18 protein-coding genes are annotated in these 17,246 nt (G+C 68.1%); 8 read left to right on the forward strand and 10 right to left on the reverse strand.

Going from position 1 to position 17,246, the window contains the following annotated elements; genetic code table 11:
• The first annotated feature begins 24 nt into the window (after window positions 1-24).
• The 4 genes from VMT65_RS14430 to puuE are packed head-to-tail and all read left to right on the forward strand — an operon-like array spanning window position 25 to window position 3,924.
• Window positions 25-771 (forward strand): aspartate/glutamate racemase family protein, encoded by a 747-nt coding sequence (locus VMT65_RS14430; RefSeq protein ID WP_326308699.1) that lies wholly within the window; start codon window positions 25-27, stop codon window positions 769-771.
• Window positions 768-1,982 (forward strand): DUF6986 family protein, encoded by a 1,215-nt coding sequence (locus VMT65_RS14435; protein WP_326308700.1) that lies wholly within the window; start codon window positions 768-770, stop codon window positions 1,980-1,982. Before VMT65_RS14430 ends, VMT65_RS14435 begins: the two co-directional genes overlap by 4 nt.
• Window positions 1,979-3,007: an allantoicase gene (gene alc, locus VMT65_RS14440; protein WP_326308701.1), complete on the forward strand. Its 1,029-nt coding sequence runs from the start codon at window positions 1,979-1,981 to the stop codon at window positions 3,005-3,007. Before VMT65_RS14435 ends, alc begins: the two co-directional genes overlap by 4 nt.
• Window positions 3,004-3,924 (forward strand): allantoinase PuuE, encoded by a 921-nt coding sequence (gene puuE, locus VMT65_RS14445; protein ID WP_326308702.1) that lies wholly within the window; start codon window positions 3,004-3,006, stop codon window positions 3,922-3,924. The genes alc and puuE overlap by 4 nt, the downstream gene beginning before the upstream one ends.
• Before the next feature lie 271 nt (window positions 3,925-4,195).
• Here puuE and VMT65_RS14450 read toward each other — a convergent pair whose 3' ends face one another.
• From VMT65_RS14450 to dapB, 3 genes are all read right to left on the reverse strand, one after another.
• Window positions 4,196-4,864, reverse strand: a complete 669-nt coding sequence (locus tag VMT65_RS14450) for a hypothetical protein (protein WP_326308703.1) — start codon at window positions 4,862-4,864, stop codon at window positions 4,196-4,198.
• A 75-nt stretch (window positions 4,865-4,939) separates the two neighbouring features.
• Complete coding sequence (locus VMT65_RS14455) at window positions 4,940-5,437, reverse strand: hypothetical protein (RefSeq protein ID WP_326308704.1); 498 nt, start codon at window positions 5,435-5,437, stop codon at window positions 4,940-4,942.
• The gene (dapB, locus tag VMT65_RS14460) at window positions 5,434-6,189 is read right to left on the reverse strand and encodes a 4-hydroxy-tetrahydrodipicolinate reductase (RefSeq protein WP_442790223.1); all 756 of its coding nucleotides are present in this window, start codon (window positions 6,187-6,189) and stop codon (window positions 5,434-5,436) included. Before dapB ends, VMT65_RS14455 begins: the two co-directional genes overlap by 4 nt.
• Window positions 6,190-6,385: 196 nt before the next feature.
• Here dapB and VMT65_RS14465 point away from each other — a divergent pair, with 196 nt between their 5' ends.
• A complete protein-coding gene (locus tag VMT65_RS14465) occupies window positions 6,386-7,984 on the forward strand; it encodes a peptide ABC transporter substrate-binding protein (protein WP_326308705.1) in 1,599 nt (532 codons plus the stop codon).
• A gap of 61 nt (window positions 7,985-8,045) precedes the next feature.
• On the opposite strand, the gene VMT65_RS14470 is transcribed toward VMT65_RS14465, so the two are convergent.
• From VMT65_RS14470 to VMT65_RS14490, 5 genes are all read right to left on the reverse strand, one after another.
• Window positions 8,046-8,702 carry a maleylpyruvate isomerase N-terminal domain-containing protein gene (locus tag VMT65_RS14470; RefSeq protein ID WP_326308706.1) on the reverse strand — a complete coding sequence of 219 codons (657 nt, stop codon included), beginning with the start codon at window positions 8,700-8,702 and terminating at the stop codon, window positions 8,046-8,048.
• A 62-nt stretch (window positions 8,703-8,764) separates the two neighbouring features.
• The gene (locus tag VMT65_RS14475) at window positions 8,765-10,693 is read right to left on the reverse strand and encodes a M3 family metallopeptidase (protein ID WP_326308707.1); all 1,929 of its coding nucleotides are present in this window, start codon (window positions 10,691-10,693) and stop codon (window positions 8,765-8,767) included.
• 67 nt (window positions 10,694-10,760) lie between these two features.
• Entirely contained in the window at window positions 10,761-11,210 is a 450-nt protein-coding gene (locus VMT65_RS14480) for a type II toxin-antitoxin system VapC family toxin (RefSeq protein WP_326308708.1), read from the reverse strand.
• Window positions 11,200-11,469 (reverse strand): type II toxin-antitoxin system Phd/YefM family antitoxin, encoded by a 270-nt coding sequence (locus tag VMT65_RS14485; protein ID WP_326308709.1) that lies wholly within the window; start codon window positions 11,467-11,469, stop codon window positions 11,200-11,202. Before VMT65_RS14485 ends, VMT65_RS14480 begins: the two co-directional genes overlap by 11 nt.
• 98 nt (window positions 11,470-11,567) lie before the next feature.
• Window positions 11,568-11,891 (reverse strand): ArsR/SmtB family transcription factor, encoded by a 324-nt coding sequence (locus tag VMT65_RS14490; protein WP_326308710.1) that lies wholly within the window; start codon window positions 11,889-11,891, stop codon window positions 11,568-11,570.
• Between the two features lie 93 nt (window positions 11,892-11,984).
• On the opposite strand from VMT65_RS14490, the gene VMT65_RS14495 reads away from it, so the two are divergent.
• On the forward strand, window positions 11,985-13,223 hold the full coding sequence (locus VMT65_RS14495; RefSeq protein ID WP_326308711.1) for an MFS transporter: 1,239 nt from the start codon (window positions 11,985-11,987) through the stop codon (window positions 13,221-13,223).
• A gap of 168 nt (window positions 13,224-13,391) precedes the next feature.
• Entirely contained in the window at window positions 13,392-14,834 is a 1,443-nt protein-coding gene (locus VMT65_RS14500; protein WP_326308712.1) for a pentapeptide repeat-containing protein, read from the forward strand.
• Between the two features lie 34 nt (window positions 14,835-14,868).
• Here the strand turns inward: VMT65_RS14500 and VMT65_RS14505 are convergent, their stop codons facing one another.
• Window positions 14,869-15,645, reverse strand: coding sequence for a VOC family protein (locus tag VMT65_RS14505; RefSeq protein WP_326308713.1), 777 nt, complete (start codon window positions 15,643-15,645; stop codon window positions 14,869-14,871).
• A 158-nt stretch (window positions 15,646-15,803) separates the two neighbouring features.
• Here VMT65_RS14505 and VMT65_RS14510 point away from each other — a divergent pair, with 158 nt between their 5' ends.
• The gene (locus tag VMT65_RS14510) at window positions 15,804-16,553 is read left to right on the forward strand and encodes a hypothetical protein (protein ID WP_326308714.1); all 750 of its coding nucleotides are present in this window, start codon (window positions 15,804-15,806) and stop codon (window positions 16,551-16,553) included.
• On the opposite strand, the gene VMT65_RS14515 is transcribed toward VMT65_RS14510, so the two are convergent.
• Complete coding sequence (locus VMT65_RS14515) at window positions 16,554-17,207, reverse strand: class I SAM-dependent methyltransferase (RefSeq protein ID WP_326308715.1); 654 nt, start codon at window positions 17,205-17,207, stop codon at window positions 16,554-16,556.
• Between the last annotated feature and the right edge of the window lie 39 nt (window positions 17,208-17,246).

Below are 17,246 nucleotides of genomic sequence, written 5' to 3' on the forward strand. Positions count from 1 at the left end.
ATTTCTGTTCGATAGCGTGGACCCATGCGGATCCGGGTCATCAATCCCAACACCACCGCCGCGATGACGGCCCTCATCGGGGAGAGCGCGCGTCTGGTCGCGGCCCCCGACACGGTGATCGAGGCCGTCAACCCCGAGATGGGCCCGGCGTCCATCGAGAGCCACTACGACGAGGCGCTGTCGGTGCCCGGCCTGCTCGCCGAGATCGCCAAGGGCGAGGCCGAGGGCGTGGACGGCTACGTCATCGCCTGCTTCGGCGATCCGGGCCTGGACGCGGCGCGCGAGCTGGCGCGCGGACCGGTCATCGGCATCGCCGAGGCGGCCATGCAGTACGCCAGCCACCTGGGCCGCAGCTTCAGCGTCGTCACCACCCTGGCCCGCACCGCGGGCCGCGCCTGGGAACTGGCGGAACGCTATGGCATGCAACGGTTTTGCGCCGACGTGCACGCCTGCGAGATCCCGGTGCTGGAGCTGGAGGATCCCAAGGCGCGCCAGGTGATCGCCGACGCCTGCCGCGAGGCGGTGGCCGCCGACAACTCCGATGCCATCGTGCTCGGCTGCGCCGGGATGGCGGATCTGTGTGAATTCCTGACCGACGAGGTCGGGGTACCCGTGGTCGACGGTGTCGCCGCCGCCACGCTGACCGTGCAATCGCTGGTCACCATGAAGTTGCGTAAGTCCGGCCGCGGGGAATTCGCGGCCCCACTACCGAAGAAGTACGTGGGATTGCTCGCCGATTTCGGCATCGAGGAACAGGAGGCCCAGGCGTGACGCTGCCACCGGAGACATGGAACGGGATCGAATCCCGTTTGCAGGCAATCGATTCGGAGCTGCTGCGGCGCTACCCGGGCGACCGTCCGGGCCAGCCGATTCACACCGCGTACGTGTCCGGCGCGGACGCCTCCGTCGACACCCCGCGCGAATGGGGTTCGGCCGCACTGGAACTCGCCGAGAGCCAGCGTGAGCTGCTGGTCGAACTGGCCGGGGAAGAGGTCGTGAACCGGGTCTTCGAGACCCTGCGCGAGCGCCCCATCCAGGACCTGCGCTTCGATTTCGAGGACGGCTACGGCACCCGCCCCGACGACGTCGAGGACGCCGCCGCCCTCAATGCCGGTGCGGTGCTCAAAGCCCTTCCGGCCGAGGTCCGTTCGCGCGGCATCCGCACCAAGGGCCTGACCACCCTGGAGTGGGCGCGCGCCGTGCGCACCCTGGAGAAGGTCCTCGAGGGCGCAGGCGGCGTGCCCGAGGGCTTCGTGTTCACCGTGCCGAAGATCCGCCACGTCGAGCAGGCCGATCTGACCGTGCGCGTGTGCGAGGCCATCGAGGCCGCGCACGGGCTGCCCGCCGGATCGCTGAAGTTCGAGCTGCAGATCGAGTCCCCGCAGGCCATCATCGCCGCCGACGGCAGCTCCCCGGTGTCGCAGCTGATCCAGCGTTCGGCCGGACGCGCCACCGGATTGCACTACGGCACTTACGATTACAGCGCAGCGCTGGGTATCGCCCCGAAGTTCCAGTCGCTCGAGCACCCGGTGGCCGATCACGCCAAGGCCGTCATGCAGGCCGCCGCGGCCACCACCGGCGTGTGGGTGTGCGACGGCTCCACCCAGGTCCTGCCGATCGGCACCGAAGCGGAAGTGCGCGCGGCGGTTTCGCGGCACTTCCGCCTGGTCACCCGGTCGCTCGAGCGCGGCTACTACCAGGGCTGGGACATGGGTGCGGGCCACCTGGTCACCCGCTGGCTGGCCACCTTCGCCTTCTTCCGCGAGGGCTTGGGCGTGGCGGCGCCGCGCATCGGCCGCTACCTGGATCGCCAGGGCGGCGCGGTGATGGACGAGCCCGCCACCGCGCAGGCGCTGGCGACCGTGGTGCTGCGCGGATTGGAGTGCGGCGCCTTCGATCCCGCCGACGTCACCGCCATCGCCCCCAAAGCCTCCGTCGACGTACTGCATCAACTGCGAGAAAGGAAGATTCCGGCGCTATGAGCGACGACTTCACGCTGCTTCCGGACCTGGCCGTGCGCACCCTGGGTGGCGCGGTGCTGTGGGCCAACGACGAGTCCTTCGCCGAGCGGGAGAACCTGATCCGCCCGCAGGCGGCGACCTACTCCCCCGCCACCTTCGGCCACAAGGGTCAGGTGTACGACGGCTGGGAGACCCGCCGTCGCCGCGGCGAGAACGGCGATCACCCCGCCGGTGACGACTGCGATTCGGCCATCATCCGCCTGGGCGTGCCCGGCGTGATCAAGGGCGTGGTCGTGGACACCGCCTGGTTCAAGGGCAACTACCCGCCCGAGGTTTCGGTGGAAGCCATTGCGGTGGAAGGCCATCCGTCGACCGAGGAGCTGGTCGCCGCCGAGGGCTGGACCACCATCGTGGAGCGCGCCAAGGTCAACGGCGATTCCAAGAACCCCTTCGCGGTGGACTCGCCCAAGCGCTGGACCCACGTGCGGCTGCGCATGTTCCCCGACGGCGGCATCGCCCGCCTGCGCGTGCACGGCATCGCCAAGCCGGATCTGGCGTGGCTGGAGTCGGGCCCGTTCGACCTGGCCGCGATCGAGAACGGCGGCCTGGTCGCCGACTGCTCGAACATCTTCTTCTCGCACCCGCAGAACATCCTGATGCCGGGCCGTGCCGCCAGCATGGGCGACGGCTGGGAGACCGCGCGCGGTCGCGACAAGTCCGTCAACGACTGGGTGCTGGTGCAGCTGGCCGCCGAGGGCGTCGTCACCGCCGCGGAGATCGACACCTCGTACTTCCTGTTCAACGCCCCGGGCGCGGGCGCGCTGACCGGTATCCGCGCCGACGGCTCCGAGGTGGAGCTGCTGCCGCGCACCCGCTTGCAGCCCGACACCCGACACCGCTTCCTCATCGATTCCGCCGAGGCGGTCGTGCGGGTGCGCTTCGACGCCTTCCCCGATGGCGGCATGGCGCGGCTGCGGCTGTTCGGCACCCTGACCGACGAGTCTCGCGCGCGCCTGCGCGCCGAGCTGGAAAATGAACTGGCATGAGTGATTTCGACCTGAACTACCCGCGGGACATGGTTGGGTACGGCCCCAACCCGCCGCATCCCCACTGGCCCGGCGAGGCGAACATCGCCATCAACTTCGTGCTCAACTACGAAGAGGGCGGCGAGAACAATCCGCTCGACGGCGACGAGGGCTCCGAGGCGTTCCTGACCCCGGATATCGTTCCGGGCGCGGCGTTCCCGAACCGCCACCAGAGCGTGGAGACCATGTACGAGTACGGCTCCCGGGCCGGACTGTGGCGGATCCTGCGGCTGTTCGAACAGCGCGACATCCCGCTCACCATCTTCGGTGTGGCGCGTGCGCTCGAGCGCAACCCGGAGGCCGTGGCGGCTTTCAAGCGCCTGGGCTACGACATCTGTTCGCACGGGCTGCGCTGGTTCACCTATCAGCTGGTGGACAAGGAGACCGAGCGCGCGCACATGGAAGAGGCCGTGCGCATCATCACCAAGCTCTTCGGTGAAGCGCCGAAGGGCTGGTACACCGGCCGAGACTCGCCCAACACCCGCGACCTGGTCGTGGAGCACGGCGGGTTCGTCTACGACTCGGACTCCTACGGCGACGACCTGCCCTACTGGGTGAAGGTCGGCGACAAGGACCAGCTGGTGCTGCCGTACACCCTGGAAACCAACGACATGCGGTTCGCGTCCCCCGCCGGGTTCGCCAACGGCGAGGAGTTCTTCTCCTACCTCAAGGACGCCTTCGACGTGCTCTACGCCGAGGGCGCCGCGGGTGCGCCGAAGATGCTGTCGATCGGCCTGCACAACCGCATCATCGGCAAGCCCGCCCGTTTCAAGTCCCTGGAACGCTTCGTGGACTACGTGCAGTCGCACGACAAGGTGTGGCTGGCGCGGCGCATCGATATCGCCGAGCACTGGGCCCGGGTACACCCCGCACCCTGAACCACCACCCCCGTCATTCCGGCGCGCTTCTTGGCCGGAATCCCGCCGGACCGCAATGGATCCCGGCCAAAAGCATGCCGGGATGACAGGGGTTGGGGCTGCCGGTTCATATGCCGCCTCTCGACCGGGTGCCATCCGTCACGCAGGCACCCGGGATTACCCTCCTAGGCGTGTGCCCCACCGGCAGCACGACTGTGGCCCGGAACCAGTAGGTTGGTTCCGGGCCACGGTCATGTCCGGGGGCAAGTCATGCCAGTATGGCGAAATCGCCTCAGAGATCGCCGTTTTCGATGTCGCGCTTGACGCCCTGCTGCGAGGCCAGGTGCGCGGCAACGCCATTGGTGGTCGTGAAGTCGATGAGGGTCTGGTCGGCCACGAAGGTCAGGTGCTCGTCGACCGTGGTGGTGCCGTCGCCGTTGTCGGTGAACGTGATCACCTGGTGCGTGGTGACATTGGGAACGTCCCAGCTCTCGGTGGTGTAGTAGTGCTCGTCCGGGTGCAGCCGGGTCTCGGCCTGGGTGTGACCCGGGAAGGTCCCCGAGCCCATCGGAATGTCTTCCAGCGCCGTGAAGTCGGTGATGGTCACCCCGTCCTCGTCGCAGGTGCGGTGCACGATGACGTCCTTGAGGAACGAGTGCCGTCCGATGCCGTTGCGGACATCGGTGTAGACCGACCACACCTTCTCCAGCGGGGCCGCGATGGTGATCGGCAGATCCACCTCGGTCACCGCGCGCCCGTCGTCCGGATTCCGCTGCTCGGCCTCGTAGATCGCCCAGCTGGCCTGCCACTCCAGCTTGTAGTCGTTCTCCGACTCCACACACGAGGGCGCGATATCCGCTCGCGCCACCGGGGAATCCGCCCGTGCCACAGCCGATCCCGGCGCGGGTGACCCCATTGTCGCGCAGGCGATGGCCAGCGCGTAACCCACCATGAACTTCACCGGGCGGACTTTACTCCCGCTAAGAGTTACCGGCCGGTTTCCCGCGAAAGCCGGGCCACCGGTCGCCCGACCCGCCTACCGCTGGTCGCCGGATCGCTCCGCGCGCTCCAATTCCACTGCGCGCTTCATCATTTCGCGCGCCCGTGACCGGTCCCCCGCGTAATCGTAGGCGCGGGCGGCGCGGTAGTTGCTGCGCCAGTTCTCCGGGTCGGCCTCGAACTCCTGCTTCACCTGCTCGAAAAGCCGGTCGGCGGCGGCCTTCTCGATGCGGCCGGAGGGGCGGCGCGGCAGCTCGGAGACATCCAGTTCGCCGCCCTCCTCGTGCATGCGGCGGGCCAGGCGCTGATGCGCGAGGGCGGCGCGGACGCTGCTCACGACCAGCCAGACGCCCAGCAGCGGCAGAATGAGCACGCCGATGCCGAGCCCGATGGCCGCCCCCTTGCCGGAGGCGATCAGATCGATCGCGATGCGGCCCAGCAACACGAAATAGAACCCGAGGACCAGCACCAGCGCGGCGATGAAGCCGACGCGCTTGTAGACCTCGCGCGAGTTGTTCTCGGCCGGGGTGCTCACAGGTCCAGCAGCGGGTCGATGCCCACGGTCAAGCCGGGACGCAGCGGCGTCTTGCGCACGCCCAGCAGCACACCCGGGACGAACGAGGTCCGATCCAGGGAGTCGTGGCGAATGGTGAGGGTCTCGCCCTGGGTGCCGAACAGCACCTCCTGGTGCGCGACCAGACCGGCGAGGCGGATCGAGTGCACGCGCACGCCGTCCACGTCCGCGCCGCGCGCGCCCTCGAGTTCCTGGCTGGTGGCGTCGGGGCTGCGGCCGACACCGGCCTTCTCCCGCGCGGCGGCGATGAGTCCGGCGGTGCGGAAGGCGGTGCCCGAGGGCGCGTCCGCCTTGTTCGGGTGGTGCAGCTCGATGACCTCGACCGAGTCGAAGAAGCGCGCGGCCTGCTCGGCGAATCGCATGCTCAGCACCGCGCCGATGGCGAAGTTCGGCGCGATCAGCACTCCGACCTCCGGCTTGGCCGCGAGCCAGCCCTTCACCTGATCGAGCCGCTCGGCGTCGAATCCGGTGGTGCCGACCACGGCGTGAATGCCGTTCTCCACCAGCCACTTCAGATTGGGCATCACCACATCGGGGTGGGTGAAGTCGACGACCACCTCGGTTCCGGCGGCGGTGAACGCCTCGAGCGAGTCGCCCTTGTCGACCTGCGCCACCAGCTCCAGATCCGCGGCCGCCTCGACACCCGCGCAGATGGCCTGCCCGACCTTGCCGCGCGCCCCGAGCACACCCACCCGGATCCGGTTCGTGGTCACCTGGTCTCCTTCACTACGCCTAGCTGGACTGCCTGTCTGGACTCTGGTCGAGCCTATCGGGTCGGCGAAACGCCAGGACAAAGGGCTGGCGTATCCGGCGGGACCGGTGGTTTCTCTTTAAATTCTTGTGTCAAACCCACTGGGGGAGAACAATTTCCCGTTACGCTCTGCCGACACGCTGGATTCGGGAGAGATCATGAAGAGACGGACGCTCACCGCCCTGTGTTTCGCGGCCCTATTGGCCGCCGGACCCGCCCTGGCGGGGTGCTCCTCCGGTGACGGAGGAGGAGACGACTATGTCGTCGTGAATGCCGGTGAACCGCAGAATCCGCTGGTTCCGACCAATACCAACGAGAATCAGGGTGGGCGGGTCGTCGACCGGCTGTTCGCGGGGTTGAAGTATTACGACGTCGACGGGAAGGCGTACAACGAGCTCGCGCAGTCCATCGAGTCGCCGGATCGCCAGCATTACAAGATCACGATCAAGCCGGACTGGACCTTCACCGATGGGACGGCGGTGACGGCGAAGTCGTTCGTGGACGCGTGGAACTTCGGGGCGCTGGGCACCAACGGGCAGCTGAGCAGCTGGGTGTTCTCCCCGATCGTCGGCTACGACGACGTCTCGGCGAATCCGCCGAAGGCGCAGACCATGAGTGGGCTGAAGGTCGTCGACGATCACACGTTCACCGTCGATCTCACCCAGCCGTCGATGGATTTCGAACTGTCCCTGGGCTTCTCGCCGTTCTATCCGCTACCCGAGGTGGCCTACAAGGACATCAAGGCATTCGGGGAACATCCGGTCGGCAACGGCCCCTACCAGCTGACCAGCTGGGAACACAATGTCAAGATCGAGGTGAAGCCGAATCCCGGCTATCACGGCGGGCGGCCCGCGAAGAACAAGGGGCTGCGGTTCATGATGTACCAGACCTTCGAGACCGCCTACGCCGATCTGCTCGCCGGTCATCTCGACGCCCTCGACACCGTGCCCGACGGCTCGCTCGCGCTCTACAAGAAGGAGCTCGGCGACCGCGCCATCGACCACCCCACCGCGCAGAACCTGCACATCGGTTTCCCGAAGGACCTGCCGCACTTCGGCGGCGCGGAGGGCGTGCTGCGCCGCAAGGCCATCTCCATGTCGATCAACCGGGAACAGATCTGCGCCAACATCTTCCACGGCGCGCGCCTGCCCGCCCGTGACTTCACCGCCTCCACCCTGCCCGGGTTCCGCGGCGATCTGCCCGGCGTGCAATGGCTGTCCTACAACCCCGACGAGGCCAAGAAGCTGTGGGCCCAGGCCGACGCCATGTCCCCGTGGTCGGGCGCACTGCAGATCGCCTACAACTCCGACGGCGGCCACCAGGCCGTCATCGAGGCCATCGCCAACAGCGTGAAGAACACCCTGGGCATCTCCGCCGAGCCCTTCCCGTACCCGACCTTCAAGAATCTGCGCGACGAGATCACCCATCGCACCGTCGGCAAGGCCTTCCGCTATGCCTGGCAGGGCGACTACCCGTCGATGTTCGAATTCCTCACCTCGCAGTATCTGACCGGTTCGGAAACCAACGACATCGATTACGCCAATCCGGAATTCGACCGCCTGCTCAAGGCCGCCCTGGCCGCCCCCTCCCCCGACCAGGCCTGGGCCCTGCTCGCCCAGGCCCAAACCCTGCTGCTCGCCGATATGGCCGACGTCCCGGTCCTGGAATACAACGCCGCCTCGGCCCGCTCGGACCGGGTCAAGGCGCAGGTCACCTGGGCCGGCCTGTTCGACTTCGAGAACATCGAGGTGAAATAGCGGCTGTGGTCAAGTGACACAACGGGGTTCGCGCCTGCCAGGCGCGGGCCCCGTTGCTCGTTCAGCCCAGCACGAACGGGAGTCTTCCGGCCAGGTCACCCAGCTCGTCCACCTGTGCGTCAGAGGGATCGCGCCGCCCGGTGCTGATCAAGAGGGCGTCCTCATCGGTCCACGAGGCGGGGAATGGATGTCCGGCAATGGTTTCCAGCATCGCGCGGGCGTGGGCGAGGCTCTCGGCGGGCGGGCGGTGGGCACCGGGGAGGTGGGCGATCAGATCGAGGTGGTGCAGGGTCCATTCCAGAACGTAGGCGGTGAGGTAGTCGTCGGCGGTGAGGACCTGGTCGCGGGTGCTGACGTGCATGGTGCGGTCGCATAGTCGGGCGGCGCGGCCCGCGGCCGAGCCGACGTCGTCGAGGTGGAACTCGAGGAGGCGGGGTTCGCCGTAGGCGCTGGCCAGGCGGACGATGAGGGCATCCAGGGGGTCGTCGCCGGTGGGTGGGGTGTCGGAGACCTGCCAGTAGGTCACGGCATTGCGGGTCGTCGGCACGTCGACGGGGGTGACGAGGGTGATCAGGACGTCCTGGGCGTCGATGATCAAGTGGCACACCAGATCCCGCACCAGCCAGCCGGTGCAGCCCGAGGGGCGCGCGAAGTCCTCGTCGGAGAGTTCGGCGACCGCCTCGAGCAATGCCGTCCACGACTGTGAGAAGAGATCCACGGTCGCAGGTTAATCGCAGGATGGGCCTGAACCCGCACCGGGACAGCGGAATTCCATCGAGCCTAGGATCGGGCTCGCGCCGGCAGCTCGTCGAGCCAGGCGGCGAAGGCGTCGAAGGTGAAGGGTCGGCCCAGGAATCCGGTGACGAGGTCCGCGGCGTCGCGGGAGCCGCCGGGGGCGAGGATGTGGTCGCGATAGCGTTGCGCCACAACCGGATCGAACAGATCGTCGGGATCGAAGGCGGAGAACAGGTCCTTGGCGATGACCAAACTCCACATATAGGTGTAGTAGGCTGAGGTATAGCCCGCCAGGTGCCCGAACGAGGTTTGGAAGTGGGTGCCCGGCAAGGCCCCGATCAGGCCGTAGTGATCCATCGCGGCGTGCACCGCCGCGGTGTGGTCGGCGGGACGGTCGCGGTGCAGCAGATAGGACACCGCGGAATAGGCGACCTGGGTCCGCACCCCGATGCCCTGGGCGAACAGCCGTGCGTCGCGCATGCGCTCGACGAGTTCCGCCGGGATGGCCGCACCGGTCTCGTCGATGGCGAAGGTGCCCAGAATGGTGGCGTCCCAAGCCCATTCCTCGAGCATCTGCGAGGGCGCTTCGACGAAATCCCATTCGGTGGCGACACCGGAGAACCGCGCCCACCGCTGTTGGCCGCCCAGGACGTGATGCAGCAGATGCCCGAACTCGTGGAACAGCGTGACGACGTCGCGGTGCTCCATGAGCCCGCGCGGGAAGTTGCAGACCAGCACGCCCTCGGGCAGCAGGCGGTCGGTGATCCCGCCGACCAGATCGAATTGCGCGGCGTGCTTGTACTTTCCGTCGCGCGGATGCAGATCGAGGTAGATCCGGCTGCAGCGCTCGTCCCCGGAGTACACGTCGTAGGCGGTGACGTCCTCGTGCCAGCGCGGCACCTCGACCGGCCGATAGTCGAGGCCGAACAGTCGACCGGTGACCTCGAGCAGTCCGGCCCGCACCCGCGTGAAGTCGAAGTAGCGGCGGACCTCTCGCGCGTCGACGTCGAATTGCTCGCCGCGCACCACCTCGGTGTAGTAGCCGATCTCGGAGCGGTCGATGCCGGTGGCGTCCGGATCGTCCGCGCGGCGGCGTGCCAGCAGGATCTCGAGATCGCGGCGGCCCGCGGCATCGGCGGCGACCGCGATCCGATCGATGAATTCGGCTATGGCCGAACCGGATCCGATCATCTTGACGTCGGCGTCGTAGTCCGGCCAGCTCTCGAACCCGAGCAGCCGCGCCTTCTCCGCCCGCAAGTCGAGCATCTCGTGCAGGACGGCGTCATTGGCGGGCCAGCCGCGCGTCTCGAACTCGACGGTCAGCGCCCGGCGGGCCTCGGCATCGCGGGCATAGGTCCGGAACGGGAGATAGTCCGGGTAATCGGTGTTGACCGTGACGGTGCCGTCCTCGCCGACCGGGTGCGCGGCAATGAAGTCGGCGGGCAGCCCCGCCAATTGCTCCGGCGTGAGCCGCAATTCGCGAACGTCCTCGCGAATGGCCCGTCCGAAGTCCTGATCCAAGACGACGAGCCGTTCGGAGATCTCCCGCAGCCGCTCCCGCGTCGCCTCGTCACGGTCCACACCGGTACGCCGGAAGTCGCGCAACACGTGCGCACGCATGCGCAGCGCCTGCTCGTCCAACCCGTCCGTCTCGGTCGCCGCCACAATGTCGTAGAGCGCACGGTCGAGATCACGATCGGTCCTGGCCCGGTCGATCCGCTGCGCCAACTCATCGGCCAGCGTCCGCACCTCGGAATCGGGATGCACCTCCGCGAACAGCCCGGCCACCGAGCCCGCGCCCCGCAGCGCGATATCGGCGTCGTTCCACGCCCCGAGCACCGCGACCGCATCCCCGCCCGGCCCCGCCTTCAACCCCGCCAAAGTGGCTGCGGCAGTGTGCAATCGCTCCTGCACATACCCGGACAACCAATCGGACCAGTCGGCCGAGGGCAGGGCAAGCGGTTCGAGACTCATCCCTCGACCCTAGCCCGCTGTCGATCGGACCTCGAGAGCACTTGTCAGTCGAAAACGAGCACCTAGCTCAGATGTTCGGACGGCGGACCGGAACGACGGTCAGCAGCCTGTCGAGACCGACGTAATCGTCAGGGTTGGTAGTGAATAGCGGGAGATCCTGGGCGATCGCGGTCGCGGCGATCATCAAGTCGGCGACCCGTCGACGTGGTTTGCGGCCGACGGCAATGACCGCTGCCGACACTCTGCCGTAGATGCGGGCAGCCTCCGCGTCAAATGGGATCGGATCGAACTCGCTTTCCGCTCGCTGCAGAGTCTCGAGTCTGCGGGCCCGCTCTTCGTACTCGTCGTAGGCGCTCTGTTCGACTTTGCTACGGACCTCATGGGGCCCAGAGGACAATTCAGCGAGCGTTATCGCGCTGATTGCCATCTGAGCGGGGAGTTCTGCCGGATCGATATGTCTGCGCAATATCAGGATGTTCGTGTCGAGCAACCCTGATTCGTGCCGCTCATCGGTCATACGGACTGCTCATCTCGGTGTCGACCGCCGCGTCCTGATCAGCCCGGAATGCCGCAAGGTCCATTGTGGGAGCGTTGCGAGACATGGCCACGAACTGGTCCCGGCTGACGAAGCGGCGTCGCCTGCGAAGCGGGATCAATTCCGCGATCTGGTGGCCATCGCGGACAACCGTAAACGACTGACCGTCCTGGACCGCATCCATGATCTCTTTCGACCTGTTGCGTAGGTCGCGCTGATTGATCTCGGGCTGACCGGTCATGTGTCCGAGGATACAGGCGTTGTGCCACATGGTGCTACATAGTGCTACGCCGTGTACGGGTTGGCGTGGAAACGGATCAAATTCTCGACTCGGCGCGGCTACTCGGGCGTGTCCGCGTCTGCGTTCGCCGCTCGCAACACGGCGTCGAGGAGGCCGGGGAATTCGGCGTTGAGGGCCTCCTCGCAGAGGCGGAGGTGGACGTTGCCGTCGATGGTGACACGTTCGGTGACGCCTGCTTCGCGGAGGATTTTGAAGTGGTGGGCGGCGGTGGATTTGCTGATGCCGTCGTAGGTGAGGGCGCAGCGCAGGGGCTGGCCGGCGTTGGCAAGGCGGCGGACCACCTCGAGGCGGACCGGGTCCTGGAGCGCGCCGAGGACCGTCGGCAGGGCGGCCACGGGCGCTGCGGCGTCGGTGTCGGACATGAGCTACCTCACTCGGTCGGCAGGTTTGATGATTATCGAACCTGATGTATCGTCAGGTTCGATAGTAGTCAAACTTACCTGATGGAGGGTTCGATGGTATCGGCAACGGCAGTTGCGACTCGAGCCGAGCAGGGCAGCCAGACCTGGGCGTACGCGCTCATTCTCGCGGCCAGCGGGGTCGCGCTGGGGGTGTCCGGCGCGCCCGCGCCGCTGTATGGGATTTATCAGCAGAGCTGGCATTTCTCGCCGCTCACAACGACTTTCGTGTTCGCCGCCTACGCGGTGGCGGCGCTGGGTGCGGTGCTCGTCTCTGGGCGCATCTCCGATGTGGTGGGGCGCAAGCCGGTGTTGCTGGGCGCTTTCGCGACCATGATCGTCGGGCTGGTGGTGTTCCTGCTGGCCGACAATGTGGCGATGTTGCTGGTCGCGCGGGCGCTGCACGGGGCGGCGGTCGGGGCGACCGTGGTGGCGGGCGCGGCGGCGCTGCTGGATCTGCGGCCGCAGCACGGCGCGCGGTCGGGGCAGCTGTCCGGGGTCGCCTTCAATGTCGGTATGGCCGTGGCGATTCTGGGTTCCGCGGTGCTGGCGCAGTACGCGCCGCATCCGCTCCGGACGCCGTACGTGGTGATCACGGTGGTGTGCGCGCTCATCGCGGCCGGTGTGCTGGCGCTGCGGGAGCCGCACGGGGCACGCAAGAAGCAGCGCATCACCATCGCGAAACCGGCTGTGCCGCAGGAGATCCGCAGTGACTTCTGGTTCTCGGCGCTGGGTGTGATGGCGGCCTGGTCGGTGCTGGGCGTGCTGCTGTCGCTGTACCCGTCGCTGGCCTCGGCCAAGACCGGGATCCACAATCTGGTGTTCGGCGGCGCGGTGGTGGCCTCCACCGCGACAGCCGGTGCGCTCGCCCAGGCCGTCGCCGGGGGGATTCCGGCGCGCCGGGCCGCCATCATCGGCGATATCGGCATGGCCATCGCGCTGGTGCTCACCATTCCGGCGCTGAACACCGGCAACTGGGTGTTGGTGCTGCTGGCCGGGTTCGCGCTGGGCGGCACCTTCGGGCTCGGCTTCGGCGGGTCGCTGCGGCACCTGTCCAATGTTGTGCCGCAACACAAGCGGGGCGAGACCATGTCGGCCTACTACCTGCTGGCCTACTCGGCCATGGCGATTCCGACGGTCGTCGCGGGCTGGGCCGCCACCACCTGGGGGCTGAGCACGGTGTTCCCGTGGTTCGTGGTCGTGGTGGCGCTGGCCTGCGTGGGTGCCGCGGCCATCGGCCTGCGGCGCGAGCAGGCTCCGGCCGAGGCGGCCGAGGCGGCCGTGGAGACCGTCTGATTCCTCCCGGATAGCCCGAATCGCGTCCGCCCGGTGATAGCGCGTCACCGGGCGGACCTGTCATTTCGGGCGAAAGGGATTGGTGTTACGCCGATTTCGGGGGTGCGAAGTCGCGGCGGAATTGCCGCATCCGATGCGTGACCGGGCGCGGGTCGCTATTGTTCGGCTATGCGGCGGTGGAGGTTCGGTGGGGTGGTGAGCCGGACGGTCCACCGGTCGGGTCTGATGTGGTCGGTGCTGGCGGCGGTCATCGGTGGGCTCGCGATCGCGGGGCTCACCTGGTGGGGGCTGTGGCATTTTCTCGGGGTCACGGCCGAGACGCCGAATCGGCTGGATCTGGGCAAGGTCGCACTGGCCGTGACGGCGGGCGTCGGCGGTGCGGTGGCGCTGGTGGTCGCCTACCGGCGGCAGCGCGATTCCGAACGCGGGCGCTTCGCCGATGTCTTCGGGGCCGCCGCGCGCCAGCTCGGCGATCCGGATGTGGCGGTCCGCCTGGCGGGCGTCTACGCCATGGCCGGGGTGGCCGACGAATTCTCCTCGCGCTGGCGGCGGCAGCAGTGCGTGGACGTGCTGTGCGGGTACCTGCGCCTGCCGTATCACCCCGAGGAGGGCAATAGCCACCTCGTCTCCAAGACCCAGCGCATCGAGGACCACGGCACCGCCGTCGAGCGTGTGTTCAACTACCGGCAGAACGACCGGCAGGTGCGCGACACCATTGTGCGGGTGATCGCCGAGCATCTCCGGCGCACCGCCGAAACCTCCTGGTCCGCCTGCGATTTCGACTTCTCCGACGCGGTGTTCGAGGATGTCGACTTCCGCCACGCGATCTTCGCGGGTCGCACCGTCCGCTTCACCAACACCCAGTTCCTCAGCGGCCGCACGGTCAGCTTCGAGGGGGCGCGCTTCCTCGGCGGGGAGGTCACCTTCCAGGGCGCGATGTTCCGCACCCCCGCCTCCTTCGACCGGGCCGTCTTCGCGCACACCGCCGCGGACAAGTCCGATCGAGTGGGCGCGCGGACCGTCTTCACCGAGGCCACCTTCGGCGGCGGCGTCAGCTTCGAGGGTGCGCGATTCCAGGGCGCGCGAACGGCTTTCGACCGCACCACCTTCGCCGGTGAGCGCGCCAGCTTCGCCAATGCCGAATTCGCCGCCGTCCTGACCAGCTTCGAGCGCGCGGTCTTCGACGGGGAGCGGGTCACCTTCACCGGGGCCGAATTCACCGGCGCGCGAGTCACCTTCGCCGATTCCCGCTTCTACACCGAGTCCAGCTCCTTCGACTGCGCCCAACTCGGCGCGCAGGTCCGCTGGCGCACCGGCCGCACCCAGGAGGTGTCCTTCGCCCGCGCCGAGTACCACGGCCGCGTCTCCTTCGCCGACGCCGTGTTCTCCGGACGTTCGGTGAGCTTCACCAATGGCGACTTCTTCGGCGACATCTCCTTCCGCCGAGCCGCTTTCGACGCCCGCGCCGTCAGCTTCGAACGACCCCGGGCGTGGGTGGGCGTCCACTTCGACTGGGACGCCAGCCCGAACACCAAACCGGCCAACATCACCCCGACGATGTGGCCGCCCGTATTGGCCGAATCCGAAACCGTGAAGGATCCGGCCGCCTGAGCGTCGCCCGCCGGGGTGACGTGACCGCCGGATGTCAGGCGGGCAGCTCCGGCTTCAGCATCGCGAACTGCGCCCCGAACGGATCGGCGAGAATGGCGAACCGGCCGACGGAGGGAATGTCCATGGGCGGCACGATGATCGAGCCGGAGGCGGAGGTGACCGCCGCCGCCCGGTCGTCGACATCCTCGACGCCGAAGTAGGGGAGCCAGTGCGGGCTCGGGCCCTCCATCAGCGGCATGATGCCGCCGAAGCTGGTGGCGTCCAGGTCGCCCTCGCTGGTGGACAGAATGGTGTAGGGCATGTCGGGCATGTCGGATTGGGCCGTCCGCCACCCGAATTGCGCGCTGTAGAACGCGGCCGCGGCCGCCGGATCGGCGACATGCAACTCCACCCAGCCCAGGGCGTTGGGCGCGCTGGCCAGTTCGAAGCCGACGAAGTCACCCGGCTGCCACACTGCGTACTGCGCGCCCTGCGGATCGGTCAGATTCGCCATCCGGCCCGCGCCCATGACATCGAAGGCGTCGGTGCGAATGGTCGCCCCGGCCTGTTCGGCCGCCTTGGCGGCAGCGTCGGCGTCGGGGGTTCGGAAGTACACCGTCCACGCCGAGCTCGCGCCCTCCTCGGTGAGCTGCCCGAGCCCGGCCACCGTCTTGCCCTCCACCTGCAGGAACCCGTAACCACCGGCGTCCGGTCCCGCCGACTGGAACTGCCAGCCGAAGACCGCCGCGTAGAAGGCGGCGGCCGCGCCCGGCTCGGGGCTGCCGAGGTCGAGCCAGTTGGGGGAGCCCGTGACGAATTCGGTTGTGAGCACTGGATATTCCTTTGCGAATAGGGATTGGCCGCCGGGAACGCCCCGGCGGCTCCAGCATTCCACCGCGCGCCCGGGTGGGTTGTCGGATTGCCCGGTTGTCGTCGGGTGCGATAGCTTGCAAACGATCGAGGTCTGGGTTGGTGGAGGGGACGCGGGGCGTGTGGGCTGTGGTCGGGATGGCGGTCGTGCTGCTGTCCGTGGCGGCCGCGCTCGGCATGCGGGCGGTCTCGCGTCAGGAGCGCGCGCCGCGGGAACCGATCGGACGGCGGCGGCGGATGGTGATCGTGGCGCTGGCGCTCACGGGCTGGTTTCTGGTCTACTCCGCGGTCGCCTCGACCCTGCCGTTCGTGCATCGCGACACGGTCGCGGGCACGGCCGTTGCCGCACCGCCGGAATTGGTGCAGGCCGGACAGCCCACCACCACTTCGGCGAAACCGCACGCCGACCCTATGGCGTCATTGAAGGTCGGCGATTGCGTCGAGGTGCCGATCCAGCAGGCCAAGGACGCCTCGGGCGCACCCAGCTGGAAGGCGGGCTCGCCGGAACCGTCGACCTGTAATTCCATCGACGCGAATTACCGTGTGCTGCAGGTCGGCCCGGAGCCGTGCACCGGTCCGCTCTACACCCTGGACTCCGCGCCGCGCGACAAGACCGGCAAGGTCCGCTACCACGTGTGCATGACCTTCGATTGGCGCGTCGGCGTCTGCTACGACACCACCAATATGGATGTCCCGTCGAAGGTGGACTGCGGTACGCCCGGTGAGCACATCGTCCAGGCGACCGCGGTGTTCGAGAACTCCACCTCGGGGGCGGGGTGTCCCCGGGACGGTCGCGGCGCGGTGTGGGTGGTCTGGAGTCAACTCCAGCTCACCGTGTGCTTCCGCGGCAGCGACAGTCCCGGGAAGTGATCAGCGGCTGCGGCCGACGGTAATGACGTCCGGAATCAGCCAGGACGGCAGCGGGCGGCTGATCTTGCGCTGATCGACCACCTCGAAACCGGCGTCTTCCAGCAGTTTTCGGATCTCGCGCGGGGAGGGCGCGTGCGCCGGGAACAGCGGGCTGCGAGTCAGCCGCTGAATCGGGCGCGCGGTCGGGCCCGAGGGGTGCACGGTCGCGATGGCCACCAGGCCGCCGGGGGACAGCACCCGGTGGAACTCGCGCAACGCCACCGGATGGTCGAAGAAGTGGAAGGCGCTGGTGGAGACGACCGCATCCAGCTCGCCGTCGCCGAAGGGCAGATGCTCGGCGGCCGACTGCCGCCACTGCACGGCCGCGGAGCGGGCGCGGGCCTGGGCCAGCATGCCCTCGGAGGCATCCACGCCGTACACCGCGTCCGGGTGCAGCTCACGCTGAATGCGAGAGGTGAGAATGCCGGTGCCGCAGCCGATATCGGCGATCCGGCGCGACCCGGCCCGGCGCAGCTCGGCCAGGACCTGATCCTGCGGCGGACGGTAGACGACCAGCTGCAGCGCGGCAGTGTCATAGGCACGGGCGACATTGCCGAAGAACTGCGTCACCACGTGGTTGAAGGCTCGGTTGCCGGTGGTCAGCGAAGTGCTCATGGATGCTCCTTGTCTGTCACCCATCGAAGCAGATATCCA

The organism is Nocardia sp. CDC153, from assembly GCF_035818515.1.
Classification (GTDB): domain Bacteria; phylum Actinomycetota; class Actinomycetes; order Mycobacteriales; family Mycobacteriaceae; genus Nocardia.

Bases quoted from the DNA above. Each gene is read 5' to 3' on its own strand.
- puuE (WP_326308702.1), top strand. From the start codon at position 3,004: ATGAGTGATTTCGACCTGAACTACCCGCGGGACATGGTTGGGTACGGC.
- VMT65_RS14430 (WP_326308699.1), top strand. From the start codon at position 25: ATGCGGATCCGGGTCATCAATCCCAACACCACCGCCGCGATGACGGCC.
- VMT65_RS14485 (WP_326308709.1), bottom strand. From the start codon at position 11,469: ATGACCGGTCAGCCCGAGATCAATCAGCGCGACCTACGCAACAGGTCG.
- VMT65_RS14500 (WP_326308712.1), top strand. From the start codon at position 13,392: ATGCGGCGGTGGAGGTTCGGTGGGGTGGTGAGCCGGACGGTCCACCGG.
- VMT65_RS14475 (WP_326308707.1), bottom strand. From the start codon at position 10,693: ATGAGTCTCGAACCGCTTGCCCTGCCCTCGGCCGACTGGTCCGATTGG.
- VMT65_RS14480 (WP_326308708.1), bottom strand. From the start codon at position 11,210: ATGACCGATGAGCGGCACGAATCAGGGTTGCTCGACACGAACATCCTG.
- alc (WP_326308701.1), top strand. From the start codon at position 1,979: ATGAGCGACGACTTCACGCTGCTTCCGGACCTGGCCGTGCGCACCCTG.
- VMT65_RS14465 (WP_326308705.1), top strand. From the start codon at position 6,386: ATGAAGAGACGGACGCTCACCGCCCTGTGTTTCGCGGCCCTATTGGCC.
- VMT65_RS14515 (WP_326308715.1), bottom strand. From the start codon at position 17,207: ATGAGCACTTCGCTGACCACCGGCAACCGAGCCTTCAACCACGTGGTG.
- VMT65_RS14495 (WP_326308711.1), top strand. From the start codon at position 11,985: ATGGTATCGGCAACGGCAGTTGCGACTCGAGCCGAGCAGGGCAGCCAG.
- VMT65_RS14490 (WP_326308710.1), bottom strand. From the start codon at position 11,891: ATGTCCGACACCGACGCCGCAGCGCCCGTGGCCGCCCTGCCGACGGTC.